This is a genomic window from Streptococcus parasanguinis (assembly GCF_016648855.1).
In the GTDB taxonomy this organism is placed as follows: Bacteria; Bacillota; Bacilli; order Lactobacillales; family Streptococcaceae; genus Streptococcus; species Streptococcus parasanguinis_L.
This window is the reverse complement of sequence record NZ_JACLQU010000005.1, coordinates 96,145-115,500: the sequence shown is the minus strand read 5'-3', so window position 1 is coordinate 115,500 and position 19,356 is coordinate 96,145. Positions and strand designations below refer to the sequence as shown.

The 19,356-nt window shown below is 44.2% G+C and carries 9 protein-coding genes and 2 pseudogenes; 10 read left to right on the top strand and 1 reads right to left on the bottom strand.

Features of this window, described 5'->3' with window-relative positions; all coding sequences use genetic code 11:
* From H7T92_RS10415 to H7T92_RS10560, 3 genes and pseudogenes are all read left to right on the top strand, one after another.
* Window positions 1–560: LPXTG cell wall anchor domain-containing protein (locus H7T92_RS10415; RefSeq protein ID WP_260314285.1), on the top strand; the 560-nt coding region annotated here is incomplete at its 5' end.
* 181 nt (window positions 561–741) lie between these two features.
* Window positions 742–972, top strand: a pseudogene (locus H7T92_RS10580) (accessory Sec-dependent serine-rich glycoprotein adhesin); the annotation flags it as partial.
* A 366-nt stretch (window positions 973–1,338) separates the two neighbouring features.
* A pseudogene (locus tag H7T92_RS10560) lies at window positions 1,339–6,270 on the top strand (accessory Sec-dependent serine-rich glycoprotein adhesin); the annotation flags it as partial.
* A gap of 518 nt (window positions 6,271–6,788) precedes the next feature.
* Here H7T92_RS10560 and H7T92_RS10575 read toward each other — a convergent pair.
* Window positions 6,789–6,965 (bottom strand): hypothetical protein, encoded by a 177-nt coding sequence (locus H7T92_RS10575; protein ID WP_311626298.1) that lies wholly within the window; start codon window positions 6,963–6,965, stop codon window positions 6,789–6,791.
* Window positions 6,966–7,287: 322 nt separating this feature from the next.
* On the opposite strand from H7T92_RS10575, the gene H7T92_RS10570 reads away from it, so the two are divergent.
* The 7 genes from H7T92_RS10570 (at window position 7,288) to asp3 (ending at window position 19,336) form a co-directional block, all read left to right on the top strand.
* Window positions 7,288–7,449, top strand: coding sequence for an LPXTG cell wall anchor domain-containing protein (locus tag H7T92_RS10570; RefSeq protein ID WP_311638115.1), 162 nt, complete (start codon window positions 7,288–7,290; stop codon window positions 7,447–7,449).
* A gap of 197 nt (window positions 7,450–7,646) precedes the next feature.
* Complete coding sequence (locus H7T92_RS04865) at window positions 7,647–13,100, top strand: accessory Sec-dependent serine-rich glycoprotein adhesin (protein WP_201037232.1); 5,454 nt, start codon at window positions 7,647–7,649, stop codon at window positions 13,098–13,100.
* 187 nt (window positions 13,101–13,287) lie between these two features.
* On the top strand, window positions 13,288–14,292 hold the full coding sequence (locus H7T92_RS04860) for a sugar transferase (protein WP_155200149.1): 1,005 nt from the start codon (window positions 13,288–13,290) through the stop codon (window positions 14,290–14,292).
* A gap of 224 nt (window positions 14,293–14,516) precedes the next feature.
* On the top strand, window positions 14,517–15,734 hold the full coding sequence (gene secY2 / locus H7T92_RS04855) for an accessory Sec system protein translocase subunit SecY2 (RefSeq protein WP_155170302.1): 1,218 nt from the start codon (window positions 14,517–14,519) through the stop codon (window positions 15,732–15,734).
* An 8-nt stretch (window positions 15,735–15,742) separates the two neighbouring features.
* Window positions 15,743–17,332, top strand: coding sequence for an accessory Sec system protein Asp1 (asp1, locus tag H7T92_RS04850; RefSeq protein WP_155200148.1), 1,590 nt, complete (start codon window positions 15,743–15,745; stop codon window positions 17,330–17,332).
* Complete coding sequence (asp2, locus tag H7T92_RS04845; RefSeq protein WP_155200147.1) at window positions 17,325–18,869, top strand: accessory Sec system protein Asp2; 1,545 nt, start codon at window positions 17,325–17,327, stop codon at window positions 18,867–18,869. The genes asp1 and asp2 overlap by 8 nt, the downstream gene beginning before the upstream one ends.
* On the top strand, window positions 18,866–19,336 hold the full coding sequence (gene asp3, locus H7T92_RS04840) for an accessory Sec system protein Asp3 (RefSeq protein ID WP_045759953.1): 471 nt from the start codon (window positions 18,866–18,868) through the stop codon (window positions 19,334–19,336). Before asp2 ends, asp3 begins: the two co-directional genes overlap by 4 nt.
* Window positions 19,337–19,356: the final 20 nt, after the last annotated feature.

Genomic DNA, 19,356 nt, shown 5'->3' with positions numbered 1-19,356 from the left:
ACTACAAAGATACTGAAGGTAACACAATTAAACAATCAGTAACAGATGAGTTAGACCAACCAGTAGGTAAAGACTACGATACAGTTGTGGATAACCGTCCTAAGACAATCACAACTGCAGATGGTAAAGTCTATGAATTGGTACCACAAGGTAACTACCCAGTAGGTAAAGTTGACGGTGAAGGTCACTTGACAACAACTGACCCAACAACTGGTAAAGTCATCGAAGGTGATAAGAACGTTACTTATGTTTACAAACTTGTGAAGACTCCAAACGTTCCAACACCAAACACTCCAGTGCCACCAACTCCAACACCAAATACACCGGTAGATCCAACACCTAATAAACCAATGGATCCAACACCAAACACACCGGTAGATCCAACACCTAATACACCAGTGAACCCAGTTTCTGAGCAACCAGCTCAACCAGCTCCAGCTCTTGAACAACTTCCAAATACTGGTGAAACAGGATCTGTAGCTTCAGCTCTTCTTGGAGCAGTTGCAGGGGTTGCAGGGGTTGCAGCACTTGGACGTCGCAAAAAGGAAGATGAAAAATAATCTTCTATCCTAATTTGATTCGGTCATTTCAGGTATGTGGGAAATGAAAAAGGATCCAAAAAGAGAACCTCCGGGTTCTCTTTTTGTGTGCTGTTTTTTATGTTAAAAACTAGTCTTAATGAGTTACTTTTGGGGAAAATTAGTGTATAATAACTCGATATCTTATTTTTAAGGAGCGGACATGTTTTTCAAACGTTCGAAGGGTGAGTTTCGTGAAACGGAACGAATCACACGTTATAAATTAATCAAATCAGGAAAGAATTGGGTAAGGGCATCTGTCTCGCGGTTAGGCCTATTTCGTGTCATGCGAGCTGGTGTGGATGAAAATATCGTGGTTCAATATGAAGCATCATCACACTCTATGCCTGCAGATCTGGTCAAAGGGATGGTTGTGCTAGGTGCTCTGGCTGGGGCGACAACGGTTGCCAATCCAGTATTTGCTGAGGAAAATGAAATGAATGCGACTGTTGGGTCTGAAATCAGCCCATCGACCGGTGTAGCGGGTTCGGATAGTCTTGTATTGGGGACGACGTCAAACTCAGATTCTGTGTCAGCCAGTCAATCTATAAGTGAATCTATCTCATTTTCAGAGTCAGCTAGTGACAGCCTTTCTCTGTCTCAATCGGTATCTTTGAGCGAATCTCATGTTGTCAGTGCATCAATGAGTCCGTCCACTTCAGAAATCGCTAGTAGCACTCTCTCAGAGAATAATACTATTCATGTAGCTACTTCTGAAACGAGTGAGAAAGTAGCAGAGGCTCAGACAACTCACTCGGAGGAGCAGGTGAAGCGTCTGCAGGTCTTGGCTTTGGATTTATACACTTATCGTGCACAGGCTCTGGAAATCCCTGGGACAGAATCTGCTATTGAAAATGGAGATCTGGCTTTAGAAGCTATTCGTACAGGCTTGTCCAATCCCGCAATTCAAATCGATGCCTTAGAAAGTCAAGCAAAGAGTGCTCGCAATCGCTTGGTCAATGCGGTGCTTCGTGCGACATCTGGTCAGCGTGATCCGCGTAACGGGAACCGTATTGACACAGATACCAGTCTCCGTGCGCCTCAGTATAATTTAGGGCTAGCCAATAATGCCTTGATTTCTGTGTATAACTCTGATTACATCAATCAGGTTTATAAGGTTGTTGAAACCAATCCTACACGAAATAATATTAAGAGCATTGGCTACGCTTCTGGTAGCGATCGTGTGAATGGCATTTATGTTCCGCAAACATCGGCCTTGAAAAATAGTGCAGCTGTCTTTAATATCGTGGGGACTGTTGGCCAGACAGAGGTCGTAACGCCTGGGAAAATTTATAATGTTTCTTTTGTAGTGACCAATACGGCTAATCAGTCAGTGACACGAACGCTACGAATCCAGGTTTTGCCGCAAAATGATGGTATTCGTAATCCGATTACGGCTGTGACGACAGCGACTTTTGTTAATGATACTACTAACTTGGCCCAGGCTGAAAAAGATAAGGTTTGGGAAGCGTTTAAAGCTACTAATCCAAATATTGCGACTTCAAAGGACTTTAAATCTTATTCAGTTTCATCATCTGGTGTGGTGACCATTACCTATAAAGATAACACTACAAATGATGTGACGGCTCCAGTGAAGCGACTTGCAGCACCAACTGTTGAAACGAGATTATTGGATAAGGCTTACACACAGACGCCTGTAACGGTGACGGGAGCTGAGCCAGGTTCTACAGTCGTTCTATACAATAATGACGACGAAGTGGGAACAGCTGTGGCAGATGCTTCGGGTCAAGCGATTGTGACGCCGACTGTTAAGTTACAAACGGGTGGTGTAACAGCCAAAGCTCGCATCATGTATGGTGATTATGCGGTGTATTCAGATGCCAGTAATTCCGTGGCTGTAACTGACGGAACGCGTCCTGAAGTGACGGCCAAGTTGACTGTCGATGGTGTGGAACCGAAATCAACCCCTCTTGAAGGTGGTGGGAAGAATTATACTATTTACGCTGGTGATGATGCGGTTGTGACCTTTACAGCTACTGATGACAGTGGCAAGTTGAAAGAAATGAAAGTCGTTGCACGAGCGGATCTGAACGACAATGCTTTGAACGGGAATTTCTTTGGTGGCAGCCAGTATGGAACAGGTGATATTGCTCCTATCACGGGAGATATTACGGCTACCAGTGCGAACCCTGCAACCATCACAACGACCATTCATCTGAAGGATGACCTTTACCATACCTACCGGAATACATGGCAACGCAACGTCGCGGCTATTGACAATGCGTCCAATATGAACCGTCCAAATGGTTTGGGTGAAATTCGAATTACTCAGGGGCGTCTCGCTGATCGTACGCCAGGTGTGGCGCCGACAAGCACTATTCAGGTGACGAGTCTAACTGCATTGACAGATACAGATAAGAGCAAGGTGATTGCTGCTGTGTCGGCTGTTAATCCAGAGGTAGCCAACCGGATTAAGTCCTATACGGTTAATAGTGATGGTACAGTCACCATTACTTATAAAGATAGTACGACCAATGTCGTAGCGGTGAAACTGTCAGATAGCGATCACAGTCAGTCTGTATCAAACAGTCAGAGTGCGTCTACGAAGACTTCGCAATCGATCAGTCAGTCTTTAAGTGCGAAGCAATCACAGAGCGTATCGGCTCAGCAGAGCGTTTCATTGAGCCAGTCACTGAGCTCGGTTCGCTCACAAAGTTTGTCAGCTTCACTAAGTCAATCAGCTTCTGCAAGTGTCTCAGCTCAAGCAAGTCTATCTCGCAGTCAATCGTTGAGCAAGGAGGTTTCTCAATCTCAATCCGCTTCAACGAGTCAATCTGTATCGACAAGAAAATCTGAATCTGTGAAAGTTTCGGAATCAGCATCCGCAAGTGTCAGTGCCTTGCAGTCTGCTTCGGTATCAGCAAGTGTATCCAAAGTGGTTAGCCAGTCTGTCTCAAGTTCGACATCCGCTTTAACGAGCGCCTCTGTTTCAGTGAGTCAGTCAGTATCAGCATCGCTTTCACAGTCGGTATCAGAGTCACTAAGTCAATCGACTCGCGAGTCGGCTTCAAAATCAGTGAGTCAATCGCAGTCTGAGTCTGCATCAGTATCTTTGAGTGAGTCCGCTAGAAAATCAGCATCGTTGAGCACTTCCGTATTAGAGAGTCAATCAGCCTCAACTTCGGTGTCGGTTTCTACCTCTGAATCGGTGTCGACTTCCGAGTCTGTTTCTGTATCTGAATCAGTATCAGAGTCCGTTTCGACTTCTGAATCAGTGTCAATATCCGAATCAGTCTCAACGTCCGAGTCAGTTTCAACGTCTGAATCAGTGTCGACATCCGAGTCTGTATCAATGTCCGAATCGGTCTCAACCTCAGAATCAGTCTCAGCATCTGAATCGGTGTCAACCTCAGAATCAGTTTCAGCATCCGAGTCAGCGTCAACTTCTGAGTCAGTCTCAACATCCGAGTCAGCGTCAACTTCTGAGTCAGTCTCAACATCCGAGTCAGCGTCTACATCGGAATCTGTATCAACGTCTGAGTCAGCATCTGCGTCCGAGTCAGTATCAACGTCTGAATCGGTATCGATGTTCGAATCTGCATCTACATCCGAATCAGTATCAACATCCGAATCAGTGTCTACGTCTGAATCGGTGTCGACATCCGAGTCGGTTTCTGTATCTGAATCAGTATCTACGTCTGAATCAGTATCTACGTCTGAATCCGTTTCAACATCCGAGTCAGTTTCAACGTCTGAGTCAGTCTCAACCTCGGAATCCGTTTCGGCGTCCGAATCAGCGTCTGCTTCTGAGTCAGTTTCAACATCAGAATCAGTCTCAACGTCTGAGTCAGTCTCAGCATCTGCTTCAGAATCAGTCTCAACATCAGAATCAGTTTCGACATCAGAATCGGCATCTACATCCGAGTCAGCGTCAACTTCTGAGTCAGTCTCAACATCCGAGTCAGCGTCTACATCGGAATCTGTATCAACGTCTGAGTCAGCATCTGCGTCCGAGTCAGTATCAACGTCTGAATCGGTATCGATGTCCGAATCTGCATCTACATCCGAATCAGTATCAACATCAGAATCAGTCTCAACATCTGAGTCAGCATCTGCGTCCGAGTCAGTCTCAACATCTGAGTCAGCGTCTGAATCAGTGTCAGCGTCTGAATCAGTGTCAGCATCTGATTCAGTATCAACGTCCGAATCAGTCTCGACTTCTGAATCGGCATCTACATCAGAATCAGTTTCTGCATCTGAGTCAGCGTCAACGTCTGAATCAGTATCAACCTCTGAATCGGTGTCTACGTCCGAGTCAGCGTCAACTTCAGAATTAGTATCGACCTCTGAGTCAGTTTCAACGTCTGAATCAGTATCAACCTCTGAATCGGTGTCTACGTCCGAGTCAGTCTCAACATCTGAGTCAGCATCTACATCAGAATCTGTATCAACGTCCGAGTCAGTTTCAACATCCGAATCAGTGTCAACATCCGAGTCGGTATCGACATCAGAATCGGCATCAACATCCGAATCAGCTTCTGCGTCTGAGTCAGTTTCAACATCCGAATCTGCATCTGCTTCTGAATCACTCTCGATATCAGAGTCAGCATCTACATCCGAATCAGTCTCAACCTCTGAATCTGTATCAACATCAGAATCAGTTTCAACATCCGAATCAGTCTCAACGTCTGAATCGGTATCGACGTCTGAATCTGTATCGACGTCTGAGTCGGTTTCAACGTCCGAATCTGCATCTACATCCGAATCAGTCTCAACATCTGAGTCTGTCTCAACATCTGAGTCAGCGTCTGAATCAGTATCAACATCAGAATCAGTGTCAGCCTCAGAATCAGTGTCAGCCTCAGAATCAGTGTCTACTTCTGAATCGGCATCTGCATCAGAATCAGTGTCAACCTCAGGATCGGTGTCGACTTCCGAGTCAGTTTCAGCCTCAGAATCAGTGTCTACGTCAGAATCAGTGTCTACGTCCGAGTCAGTTTCAACGTCCGAGTCAGTATCAGAGTCAGCGTCAACGTCTGAATCAGTATCGGCATCTGAGTCAGTTTCAACTTCTGAATCGGCGTCTACATCCGAATCAGCTTCTGCATCTGAGTCAGCCTCAACGTCAGAATCAGTGTCAGCATCTGAATCAGTGTCTACTTCCGAATCAGCATCAACGTCAGAATCGGTCTCAACTTCAGAATCAGTGTCTATTTCTGAATCAGTATCTACATCTGAGTCAGCATCGACATCTGAGTCAGTTTCAGTCTCTGAATCGGTCTCAACCTCAGAATCAGTCTCAACGTCTGAATCGGTATCTACATCTGAGTCAGCATCAACGTCTGAATCAGTGTCAACGTCCGAATCGGTTTCTGTCTCTGAATCGGTCTCAACCTCAGAATCAGTATCGATATCCGAGTCATTGTCCGCGTCCGAGTCAGTTTCAATGTCTGAATCAGTATCAGCCTCAGAATCAGTATCTACATCAGAATCAGTGTCGACATCCGAGTCAGCATCAACCTCGGAATCAGTATCTACATCTGAGTCAGCATCAACGTCTGAATCAGTGTCAACGTCAGAATCAGTCTCTACGTCGGAATCAATCTCGACATCTGAGTCAGCATCAACGTCAGAATCAGTGTCAACGTCCGAATCAGCATCTGCGTCCGAGTCGGCGTCAACTTCTGAATCAGTCTCAATGTCTGAATCGGTATCTACATCTGAGTCAGCCTCAACGTCAGAATCAGCATCTGCTTCTGAATCAGTGTCTACGTCCGAATCGGTTTCTGTCTCTGAATCAGCATCAACCTCTGAATCAGTATCGATATCCGAGTCATTGTCCGCGTCCGAGTCAGTTTCAATGTCTGAATCTGTGTCGACATCCGAGTCGGTTTCTGTATCTGAATCAGTTTCAACGTCTGAATCAGTATCAGCCTCAGAATCAGTATCTACATCAGAATCAGTGTCGACATCCGAGTCAGCATCAACCTCGGAATCAGTATCTGCTTCTGAATCAGTATCTGCTTCTGAATCAGTATCAACATCAGAATCAGCATCTGCGTCCGAGTCCGAGTCAACATCAGAATCAGTCTCAACCTCTGAATCGGCATCGACATCCGAATCGGCATCAACCTCGGAGTCAGTCTCAACGTCCGAGTCAGAGTCAGCCTCAGAATCAGCATCAACGTCTGAATCAATCTCGATATCTGAATCATTGTCAGCATCGTTGAGCACCTCAGTATCAGAAAGTCAGTCAGTTTCGACTTCAGAGTCAGCATCTACATCAGAATCTGTCTCAACGTCCGAATCAGTGTCTACCTCTGAATCGGCTTCAACATCCGAGTCAGTCTCAGCATCTGCTTCTGAATCAGCCTCAGTGTCCGAATCATTGTCCGCGTCTGAGTCGGTATCGATGTCTGAGTCCATCTCTACGTCCGAATCAGTCTCAACGTCTGAATCAGTGTCAATGTCCGAATCAGTCTCTACGTCGGAATCAATCTCGACATCCGAATCATTGTCAGTATCGTTGAGCAGTTCAGTATCTGAAAGCCAGTCAGTCTCTACTTCTGTTTCAGTTTCGACATCAGTATCTGCATCTGAGTCAGCATCATTGAGTACCTCTGCACCTGAATCAACTTCAACATCAGTAAGTACTTCAGTTTCAGTAAGTCAATCACAATCAGGATCGACATCTGGTAGCGGTTCATACTCTAATTCAATGAGCCAATCAATTTCTCATTCAGAGTCATTGTCTGCATCAGAATCAGCAAGTGGTTCACAAAAACACAGCCAGTCTGTGGTGCTTCCAAATACTGGCGAAACAGGATCTGTAACATCAGCTCTTCTTGGGGTAGTTACAGGGTTAGCTGGAATTGCTGGACTTACCCGACGTAAAAAGAAAGGGAACTGATCTAGTAGGAAAAATCATTTTTTTCGAGTGAATCTCATAGGAGATTCACTTTTTTTCTAGTAGAATGAGGTGTTTTTAATGTGTTACAAAAAAATTTGAAAATTAAACGATAATATATAAGTTTTTTGTAGCAAATTACTTGAATCTACGTAGTATTCCTGTATAATGAATAATGACTACAATGTAAGGGGAATATCATGCAATTTAAGCGTTCAAAAGGAAACTTTCGTGAAACAGATCGTGTCGTACGCTTCAAATTAATTAAATCAGGAAAAAATTGGCTTCGGGCATCAACGGCTGCCCTAGGCCTCTTTCGCGTGGTGCGTGGGCAAGTGGAGGAGACCATCATTGCCAACGTGCAGCAAGATCAAATAGAAAATCAAAAGCATAACCAAGCCTTCTTAAAAGGTTTGATTACGGTAGGGACTGTTTTTGGTGGTGCTGTGCTTGCTACGACAGCTAAGGCGGAGGATGCAACATCACTTGCACCAACGGTTTCTGAGACAAAAGAGGAAACTTTGGCAGAAGTGGATAGTGTGGTCTTAGGAAATACCTCTACCCAGTCTTCAGAATCCAGCTCTGTTTCAGGATCAACTAGCCTTTCTACATCTGTGAGTGTATCTACTTCGATCAGTGAATCTACTTCTTTGTCCTTGAGCGAAGTTGGATCAACTGCATTATCAACGGCATTTAGTGAGTCTGCTCAAGCTCTAGAGTCAGAGGTAGTTGTTGAAGAGCCGACTAGTTTAGAAGAAGCCGTTGTTTTGGAACAAAATACCTCTGAAGCTGAATTGCTTCAAGAAATTGCAGGGAATTACGCATCTAAAATGACGGACACTGATCGCCGAGCAGTGGTCGAAGCGGTCATTAACAAAGTGCAGGCCGAAGTGGCTGCAAGTAATAACTTGATCCATACCAATGCCAGTGCTCAAGCTTATGCTGACCAGCGCGATCGTTTGGAGAAAGCTGTCGATGAGATGATGACGACCTTGACAGCTGCAGGTTTTGTGGGAAATACAATTGTAGATGGGAAACCTGCGATCTCTGCTCAGTTGGCTCCCATTGCTGAGGAAACATACTTGGCTGATGATGTATTGGATATGAGCCCGAACCCAGAAGATCCCAATGGTGCGAGTGTAGAAGATCCTACACTTGACACACCAGGATATGCTAAGGATCCTCATCTAGATAAAGATCTCTTAAGGTTTTCGCCTGAAGAGTTGAAAAATTTTTTAGGTGAGCCCTACACCAATCGTTATACATTTGGTATTTGGGACTTTGTGAATAAACAAGGAGAGTCACTTGGTTACTATGCGACCATGTCGATTGATATCAGTGAGATAGACCCGGAAAAGCATAAGGCAATGGATGTTTATTTCCGCATTGTTCGGAAATCAGATGGGGCTGAAATTTTTTCACAAACTGTATCTCCAGAAGGATATGGCCAAGATATTCAATTACCAAAAGAAGTACTAATTGGTCAGGCTCCCCTTGGGAACAAGGTTTTTAATTCGGAACCTTCTACAGGTAATGGGACCTTTGGAATGCTAACGAATTTTATTCCGGAACAGGCTTTCTTATTCCGGAGTATTTATGATGTCATGACGCCTGAGAATCAAGGGCAATTGATTAGGACGTATCCTAGTATCAAAATTCCATCTATGATGGGACAACAATCGACCTTCTATAGAGAAGTGGACCCGAATGGTAGATGGTTCAATGGGCAATATGAACCAACGGGGAAAGAAAGATCCTTACTAGAGTATAGAATCTACGGATTGGAAGGCCAGCATTATACAGCTTCTAATCCACGCGAATTTCCTGGTTATGTACAGGTCCCAGCGCATACCGTATTCCCAAATCGTCAAAGTGGGGTGTTCGATAATAGCAAGAATGGGAAATCAAGAGTTGAACTATTAGGGGATGCACGTGAGCATTTCATTAAAAGTGAAGTTGTCACCCTTAATCAAAATGGTGATTATTCTCTTCGCTACTATGTTTTAGATCCTTCTAAAATCCATGATGTTAGTAGTGGTGATGTAGGAAATGCTAAGGTAACCGATGTATATACACTTGTTTATGAAAAAGAATTTAAACAAGATAGTACGGATAACCTTTCAGATTTAGGTGGAACTCGTAAAGTTGAAAGTAAAAACAAGGATTATTTCCTGAATGTTACACCAAGACGAATAGATTACCAACATTTTGAGTTGGATATTACAGGTTGGTTCTCTAGTAAGGAGACAGTTACTTACACTGATGAGAAAACAGGAATAGAATATACTGTTCCAAAACCATTCACGGAACTTCCAAAATCAGCATACCTCGATAAAAATACGACCATGGTCGTTGGAGAAGATGCAACACCTCAAGGAGCAGATGGTTTTTCCAACTTCAAACAAACGATCAAAAAAATAGTAGATTCATACCCCTTAACGAGTGTGAATTATTACTATCGGAAGATGACACCGTCAGAATCTGCTTCACAATCTCAAAACTTCTCGATTTCAACTTCAGAGTCACTAGTTTCAGAATCCATTTCATCTTCTCAATCTGTTTCGGTCAGTGAGTCCGTTTCCTTGTCACAAGCATCTAGCTCCGCCAGTCAATCAGATTCACAGGTTTCAACCTCGATTTCCTTGTCACAATCTGTATCGACAAGCGAATCCAACTCGTTGATCCAGGAATCGATTTCAGCAAGTCAGTCAGAGTCGTTGATTCAAGAGTCCGTTTCAGCGAGTCAATCAGATTCCTTGATTAAAGAATCCGTATCAGCAAGCCAGTCAGATTCATTGGTTCAAGCGTCCGTTTCAGCCAGCCAATCAGACTCGTTGGTTCAGGAATCTGTATCGGCAAGTCAATCAGAATCCTTGGTTCAGGAATCCGTATCAGCAAGCCAGTCAGAGTCACTGGTTCAAGCCTCTGTTTCAGCAAGTCAATCAGAGTCACTGGTTAAAGAATCAGTTTCTGCAAGTCAGTCAGAATCCTTGGTTCGAGAGTCAGTTTCAGCTAGTCAGTCCGATTCGCTTGTTAAAGAATCCGTGTCAGCAAGCCAGTCAGATTCATTGGTTCAAGCATCCGTTTCTGCAAGCCAATCAGAGTCACTGGTTCAAGCATCCGTTTCTGCCAGTCAGTCCGATTCGCTTGTTAAAGAATCTGTATCTGCCAGTCAGTCAGACTCGCTTGTTAAAGCATCCGTTTCTGCTAGTCAATCAGACTCACAATCAAAAGCAGCATCAGCATCTAAAAGCGAGTCTGAAAAAGCTTCTAAATCTGCTTCGTTGAGTCAGTCGGTATCCGTATCTAATTTAGCATCTAGATCAATTTCTGTGTCTCAATCGCAGTCGACATCAGCGGTTGGATCGGAGGAAGTGGTTTCTCAACTGATTTCCTTGTCACAATCTATTTCGATGAGCAAAAAGCTGTCAGAATCCGTTTCGTTGAGTCAGTCAGATTGCTTGCTTCAGGAATCCGTATCTGCTAGCCAATCAGAGTCGTTGGTTCAGGAATCTGTATCGGCCAGTCAGTCCGAGTCGTTGGTTCAGGAATCCGTATCAGCCAGTCAATCAGATTCGCTAGTTCAATCGTCAGTTTCTGCGAGCCAATCTAAATCGTTATTACAAGAATCCGTATCAGCAAGTCAGTCAGAATCCTTAATTCAGGCATCAGTTTCTGCCAGTCAATCAGAATCCTTGGTTCAAGCCTCAGTTTCGGCCAGCCAATCAGACTCATTGATTCAAGAATCAGTTTCTGCAAGTGAGTCAGACTCGTTAGTACAGGCCTCAGTTTCAGCAAGCCAGTCTGAATCGTTGATTCAAGCCTCAGTTTCGGCCAGCCAGTCTGATTCGTTGGTTCAAGCCTCCGTTTCAGCGAGTCAGTCAGAGTCGTTGGTTAAAGCATCTGTATCAGCGAGTCAATTAGAGTCGTCATTTAAAGAATCCGTATCTGCCAGTCAATCAGACTCGCTGGTCCAAGAGTCGGTATCCTTATCTAATTTAGCATCTAGATCAATTTCTGTGTCTCAATCGCAGTCGACATCAGCGGATGGATCGGAGGAAGTGGTTTCTCAACTAATTTCCTTGTCACAATCTATTTCGATGAGCAAAAAGCTGTCAGAATCCGTTTCGCTGAGTCAGTCAGAGTCCTTGCTTCAGGAATCCGTATCGGCCAGCCAGTCAGACTCATTGGTACAAGCCTTAGTTTCAGCGAGTCAATCAGACTCGTTGCTTCAGGAATCTGTATCGGCCAGCCAATCAGAGTCGTTGGTTCAAGAGTCCATATCTGCCAGTCAGTCAGATTCCTTGATTAAAGAATCTGTATCAGCGAGTCAGTCAGAGTCGTTGCTTCAGGAATCCGTATCGGCTAGCCAATCAGACTCGTTAGTACAAGAATCCGTATCTGCCAGCCAATCCGATTCGCTGGTTCAAGAGTCAGTTTCGGCAAGTGAATCGAATTCATTGGCTCAAGAATCGATCTCAGCAAGCCAATCAGATTCGTTAGTTCAAGCATCAGTTTCCGCAAGTCAGTCCGAGTCATTGGTTCAGGAATCAGTATCTGTCAGTCAGTCAGACTCGCTGATTCAAGCATCAGTTTCCGCGAGTCAATCCGAGTCTTTGGTTCAAGCGTCCGTTTCTACTAGTCAGTCCGACTCGTTGATTCAGGACTCCGTTTCAGCGAGTCAATCCGATTCGCTAGTCCAAGAGTCGATCTCAACTAGTCGATCCGAATCTTTGACCCAAGCATCCGTTTCAGCAAGTCAATCCGAGTCGTTGGTCCAAGAGTCAGTTTCCGCGAGTCAGTCAGAATCCTTGGTTCAGGCCCCGGTCTCAGCTAGCCAATCATACTCGCTGATTCAAGCATCCGTTTCAGCAAGTCAATCTGAATCCTTGGTTCAAGAATCAGTTTCTTCAAGTCAATCTGACTCCTTGGCCCAAGCATCCGTTTCGGCAAGTGAATCAAATTCGTTGGCCCAAGCATCCGTTTCGGCCAGTCAATCCGACTCCTTAGTACAAGCGTCGGTTTCAGCTAGCCAATCAGACTCGCTGGTACAAGAATCAGTCTCAGCAAGTCAATCAGATTCATTAGTTCAAGCTTCTGCTTCGACAAGCGAATCGGCTTCAACTTCTCATGTCGTAGCTGCATCGCAGGTTTCAGAGTCTGGATCGTTCTCTCGATCCGTTTCTGAGAGTCTATCTGCTTCACAATGGACATCCCATTCAGAATCTCTAGCATCAACATCTGTTTCAAAATCAGACTCCTATAGCCAATCAACTTCGCTCCTTTCAGCAAGCGAATCGGCTTCAACGTCCATGCCAGTATCTGAATTTCCTTTGACGAGTGTTTCAGATTCTATAAGCGCATCATCAACAGAGAGTCAATCCTTATCGCAGGAAATTTCTGAATGGATCAGTGTGTCTTATGCGTCAAGTTTCTCTGCTGTGACAAGTTCTTCGGAGTCTGTCGTGTCTTCGTTAGACACCTCTTACTCAGAATCTCCATCAGATGCAAGCTCGCTAAGTGCGACACGTTCTTCAGGACCTGCTCTTCCAGAGACAGGTGCCCATCCTTCATCTAATATTCTTGCTACAGGAGCTTCCATTCTTCTGTCTGGATTAGCCCTTTTAGGAATTCGGAAAAAAGATGGCAAATAAAACCTTAAAAGACCGGAATGAACCGGTCTTTTATTGATCTAGAATGTCTAAGAAGTTGGGAAATATGTTATAATGAATGAGGAAGTTTTCGTTGAGGGATATGAAAAAGGTTACTTTGTGAAAAGCTCTGTTTGCCTTCATATCTTCAGAAAATATGGGATTAAAAAAGAAGAGTCAGAGGAAAGAGATGAAAATCCATTTTACAAATTTATTCGGGCAATCTTCGAAAAGTGTTGCCCTGATGGCACAAAACGATATTATGAATGTCGTTCGTGAACTTGGGGTTAATGAACTAGGGATCTACTTTTATGATCATAGCAATGAACCAGCTAGCGAATTGAACTCGCGGATGGATGGGATTTTAGCAGGCGTTGCTTTTGGGGATATCGTCTTCGTTCAATCTCCTTCTTGGAATGGAATTGAGTGGGACCGCCGTTTGGTTGATAAGTTAAAACTCCTTCAAACCAAGCTGGTCATGTTTATCCATGATGTTCCACCACTCATGTTTGAGAGCAATTATTACCTAATGCCTAACTATATCGACATGTACAATCAGAGTGATCTGGTCGTTGTTCCGTCAGAGCAAATGTACCATCGTCTAGTATCAGAAGGGCTCACAGTGAAAAAATATGTGGTCCAAAAGTTGTGGGATTTGACCCACAGTTTGGATCTCTATACTCCGCAATTTGAGAAAAAACTGATCTTCTCAGGGAATCCGTCGCGTTTCCCACATATCATCGATTGGAAATATGAGACACCCCTTCATGTCTATACCGAACCAGTTGAAGGAGTCGATTATTCTAAGGTCCATATAGAAGGCTGGCGGACCAAGCAAGAGTTGCTTCTCGAGCTTTCCAAGGGTGGTTTTGGGCTTGTCTGGGGAAATTCTGAGAATCCTGAGGATGAGCGGGATTACTACAAAGAAAATATTTCCTACAAACTATCGACTTATCTATCTGCTGGTCTTCCAGTAGTAGTGCCAGACTATTTGTCAAATGCAGACTATATTCGAGAAAAAGGGCTGGGCTTTGTAGCTTCCAGTCTTGAAGAAGCCAATCGTTTGGTCCAAGACTGTACAGAAGAAGAGTATGCCCAAATGGTCCGAAAGGCTCAATATACTTCTTATTTGATCCGCAATGGCTATTTTACAAAGAAATTATTTGTCGATACCATCATGGCTTTAGGAGAATAATGTCCAAGTAAACCAGATTCTTCAGATAAACATCTGAAGGATTTTTTGTTGAATACGGTACCAAATGGGGAAATTGAAATATTATCAAATATTAGTGACAAATGAGTTTGGAAAAGTCGCAAATTATGGTAAAATAAGTTGAGATAAAATGCTCTAAAGGCACATATTTAAAGGCTGTTTCCCTGGTGGAAGAGTCAAAATGAGTAAGAGAAAGTTTAAAAGAAATGTTAAAACAATCTGAAGTAGGAAAGAGATTTTGTTGGACGATATTTTTCGTCTTTATTTATGTTTTGGGAAGTAAAATTTCCCTGCCTTTTGTTGACTTATCAAAGGCCTTGAGACTCAACGAGGGAACGACAACGGGCTTGCAGCTCTCAAGCGCTGTGATGGGGGGAAACCTCCGTGGGATGTCGATCTTTTCGATCGGTCTATCCCCATGGATGTCTTCCATGATTTTGTGGCGGATGTTTACCGTTTCAAAACGCTTTAACCTCGAAAAAACCAGCACGGAGATTGTGGAGCGGCGAAAGATGTACGTGACCTTGGCGCTCGCTATTGTCCAGTCTTTGGCAGTGGCCATGTATCTCCCCTTGAAGACAGGATTGAACCCCGGGCTTGTCATTGCGGTCAATACCATGATTATGGTAGCCGGAGCCTTCTTTTTAGTTTGGCTCTCCGATCTAAATGCCGCTTTGGGGCTTGGAAGTTCTGTTGTGATCATGATGGCTGGGATGGTTATGTACCTGCCAGAAGACGTGATGCAGACCCTTTCAAATGTTAATAATATCCCAGAAATCGCTTATGTTCTGGGCGTGATTTTCATCTTGATTTTTGTCTATGTGGCAGTCTTGGTGGAATATTCCAAGTACCAGATTCCTGTCAATAAATTAGGGATCCACAACAACTTGAAAAGTTATACTTTTTTGGATATCAAGCTTAACCCGGCAGGAGGGATGCCCTTCATGTATGCCATGACCTTGGTGTCCATTCCTCAGTATGCTATGCTCTTGATCTTGTCAATGGATTCCAATGCCAAGTGGGCTGCTCGTTTAGCCAAACACTTGGTGATGGGAGATCCGATTTGGATTCTTCTTTACATTCTGATGATCGCCCTTCTCTCTTTTGCTTTCGCCTTTGTCAATGTGAACGGAGAAGAAATTGCAGATAAGATGATGAAGGCTTCCGAGTATATCGATCATGTCTATCCTGGAGCAGATACACGTCGCTATATCAATAAAATTGTGCTACGCTTGACGGTTTTTGGGACCTTGTATCTGATCCTCTTCACGGCGCTTCCTTTTTCTCTCTTGTTATGGGATAAAGATCTCTTGCGCTTGACCATGATTCCAGGAACCTTCCTCATGTTTGTCGGGATGATTTACAATATCCGAGAAGAAATTCGTGCCCTTCGTGTGAATCAACGTTATACAAGAATATTCTAGGAGTAACCATGTATTATTTTGTACCAGCCTGGTATGGAACGGACCGCATCTGGCAGCAAACAGCTACCCCTTGGTACTGGATGCGAGAGTCCATTGAATTTGACGATACCATTAATCAAGTTCGTATTTTTCAAGAAGCAGAAATGGATCGGATCTTATTGTTGCCTCAATATAGTCCACAACTGCGCTATTTTTTGCACCGCCAAGATTTGTTAGAGACAGATGTGCTCTCGATTTTTGATAAGATCCAACAGGTTCCGTCTGATTTGGCCATGCGTCCAGTTCAGCTTCAGGACATCGAATGGCCGAGTGAGACCACTTTTTCCTATACTCCCTTTTTGGTGATGGCATTTCGAAAGGGCCACCACCTAGCGAAAATTGATATGGGAGTGGATGGAAACCTTCTCTCTTTGACCCGTTATAAGAATGACGAGATCAGCTACATCGAGTACTTAGATGATCGTGGCTTTATCTCTAGTAGAATTTACTACAATGAGGGAAAACCCTATTTCCAAGAGTATCTGAGTTTTGATGGGCAATGGGTTTTGAGAGAGATGTTGATCGAAGAGAACCACTCCGTCATGGTTAATGAAGCTTTCTTTCATGCCTTCAAAAAAGAAAGCTATGCCAATATGGGAGACGTTGTCGCTGAAAAAATGAAGGAGCAGCTAGCAACCTTGGTTCCAGGACGAGATCAGTTGGTTTTGGCAGCTCATCCAGCAAATTTGGCCTTTTTACAAGATACGGCAAGTAGCGTCAAGAAAGTCTTGTCTTTCTATGGGAATCGTCAGCCCTTGTCTGCTGAAAACTTTGCCCTCTATTTTGATATGATTGATGCCCAACTCTTGATTACAGATAGTGAAAAAACCAAAGAAGCGATTGGGGTCTTTTCTCCTAGCTTGGCTCAGAAGACACACCGGATTACCTCTTTTGACTCCCGCCTTCGTTTGGGATCTAGTCAGGAACGCAAGGAATCAAAGATTTACTTTTATGTCAACGAAGCCGAGCTCCCGAGTAAGAGCCAGCTCAAGAAGGTTCTGGAAGTGTTGGCGCAACATCCATTATTCGAAGTTGTTTTTGCATTTTACAATGGATCACCGGAGCGTGTTAAGGAATTAGAAGGGCAACTCGAGGAATTGATCGCTAGCGAGCAGGACTTGCATCTGGTTCAATCACCAGCCCAAATGGAAGGGCTTGGGGAAAACCAGATTATCGATGAAGAGTCCGTACAAGACGCACCGGATTATCGCTTTGTAGTTAAGAATTTTTCAAATGAAAATGACATTATTCAAGAATTGGAAAAAACCCGCTTGATCGTAGATTTAAGCGAGGAACCCAACCTCTACACGCAGATTGCAGGGATCTCTGCTGGGATTCCTCAGGTCAACCGCGTCCAGACAGAATATGTCGATCATTTGAAAAACGGCTATGTCTTATCAAAGGGAGACAAGGAATTAGAGAAGGCGATTACTCACTTTTTATTGGAATTGAAGCCTTGGAACGAAGCCTTGGTCTACTCGATCGAAAAAATTCAAGAATACACCGGTCAACGCTTGATCGAGAAATGGGAAGGATGGATGAAAGAACGTCATGGATAAAAAATTACAAATACCCCATATTCTCCAAATCGGCTCAAGCAGTTGGCAGGATCAAGTGGAGCTTCCTGCTGGACTAGGCTGGCACTTTTTTCAAGCTACCACTCTTCCATCGCTCAAAGAGTATATGGAAGAAGAGGAAATCTCCAAATTCAAAGCCTTGATTCTGGAAAAGCCAGAAGATTTATTAGCTTTAGGAGAAGACCTGGCTTATTTCCAGCCGTATACCGTTTTTTATGATCAAAGCCATGAACTAGAGGTGCCTTCTGAAGAATTGGCTCACCTATTAAGGCTCAAGCAAGCAAAACCCTGGGATTTCTCAAACAAGCATCAATTTCTCTACGTCTTAGAGCGCTTTTTATACGACAATCAATATGGAGATGCCTTTACGGTTCGTGACCTGCGAGTGAGACCGGATTTTGCGGGCCAGCAAACGGTGCTGGGGCAACATTTTCTTCAGCTAGATGGATCATACGGTGAAGAGTTTACACCGATTGCTCAGTGGGTCTACAACTACGTGTATGATGCTAGTCGTCCCATCAATTTTTGGTTGGAATATGAAAAAGATCCAAGCTGTCAGCTGCAATTGCGGATTCAATTTTACCGCTTTGGTGCTCTGGGAGAGTGGGTCAAAGATGCAGTCTTTTCAGAAGAAGAGATGGCACAACCACTAGAATTGGACGGCGCAGAGCCTTATTACCTAGCCTTTTCGCTGGAAGCAAAAGGAGAGGGGACGCTTACGATCGGAGCCCTACATAAGCGCTTGTCACATGGTCCTTTAGGAGAGATGACCGTAGGAGCTAAGACGCTACGGGACCACAAACGCCAAGAAATTTTTGCTTATTTCCATCCTGGCGATATGAAGCCACCTTTAAACATTTACTTTTCTGGGTATCGTCCGGCCGAAGGATTTGAAGGGTTTGGGATGATGCGTGCGATGGGGAGTCCCTTTATTCTCTTTTCTGACCCAAGACTGGAAGGTGGATCCTTCTATATGGGCTCAGAAGAATTAGAAAATCAAATCACTGCCTTTATTGATCAGCACTTGGACTTGCTCGGCTTTGAGCCAAAAGATATGAATTTCTCTGGCTTGTCCATGGGGACCTTTGGTGCCCTTTACTATGGTGCTCTTTATTCTCCTCATGCGATCTTGGTCGGAAAACCCATTGTCAACCTGGGGGATGTCGCTGCCAACCTGAAATTTAAACGTCCAGATGAGTTTGGAACATCCCTAGACATGATGCAGTTGATCATTGGTCAAGTGTCGCAAGAAGGGATCGGTCAGCTCAATCAACGCTTCTGGGACCGGTTTGACCAGGCAGATTTCAAGGATACGATTTTAGCCCTTGCCTATATGAGGGATGATGACTATGACCAGCAGGCTTATCCAGATATTTTAGAGGCCTTGTATGAATTGCCGGTTCGTATTATCAGTACTAGCCGCGCCGGTCGACACAATGATGCGAGTGGTCCGATCATTGAGTGGTTTGTGACCCAGTACAAAGAAATCATGGAAAGAGACTTTGGAAGAAACCAATGATAAAAATAAAAGAAAATGAAAGCAGACGAATCTACTGGGGCGATACCGTTCTGGCAGATTATCTTTGGGGGTCGACCATTCAAGCGACTGACCAAGGAAGCGTTCAGTTTCAGAACCCCCTCATGCCATCTGGTCAAGTACTGAAAACTTGGCATTCGCAGACAAATTTTGGCGCAACTCGTCAAATTCCTAGTCTGCCCCTGCTCAAAAGAGAGCAAGATTATGAATTGGTTATCACGATGGAAGCGACTCCGGCTCATACCGTTATGGTAGAAATCGTCTTCAAAGATCGCTTTGGAGAGGTCGTTGCCCGTCGAGTAACCGCAGAAGGTCGCTTGCTGTTTACCTATCCAGATCAAGCTTACGCCTATGAAGTACGCTTGCTCAGTGCAGGTTTGCAAGAGTTTACCTTCCACTATTTCACGATTCAACCAATATCGTCTGAGGGAGCAGAAGTTCTCGAATAGACGAACATCACTGCAAAAAA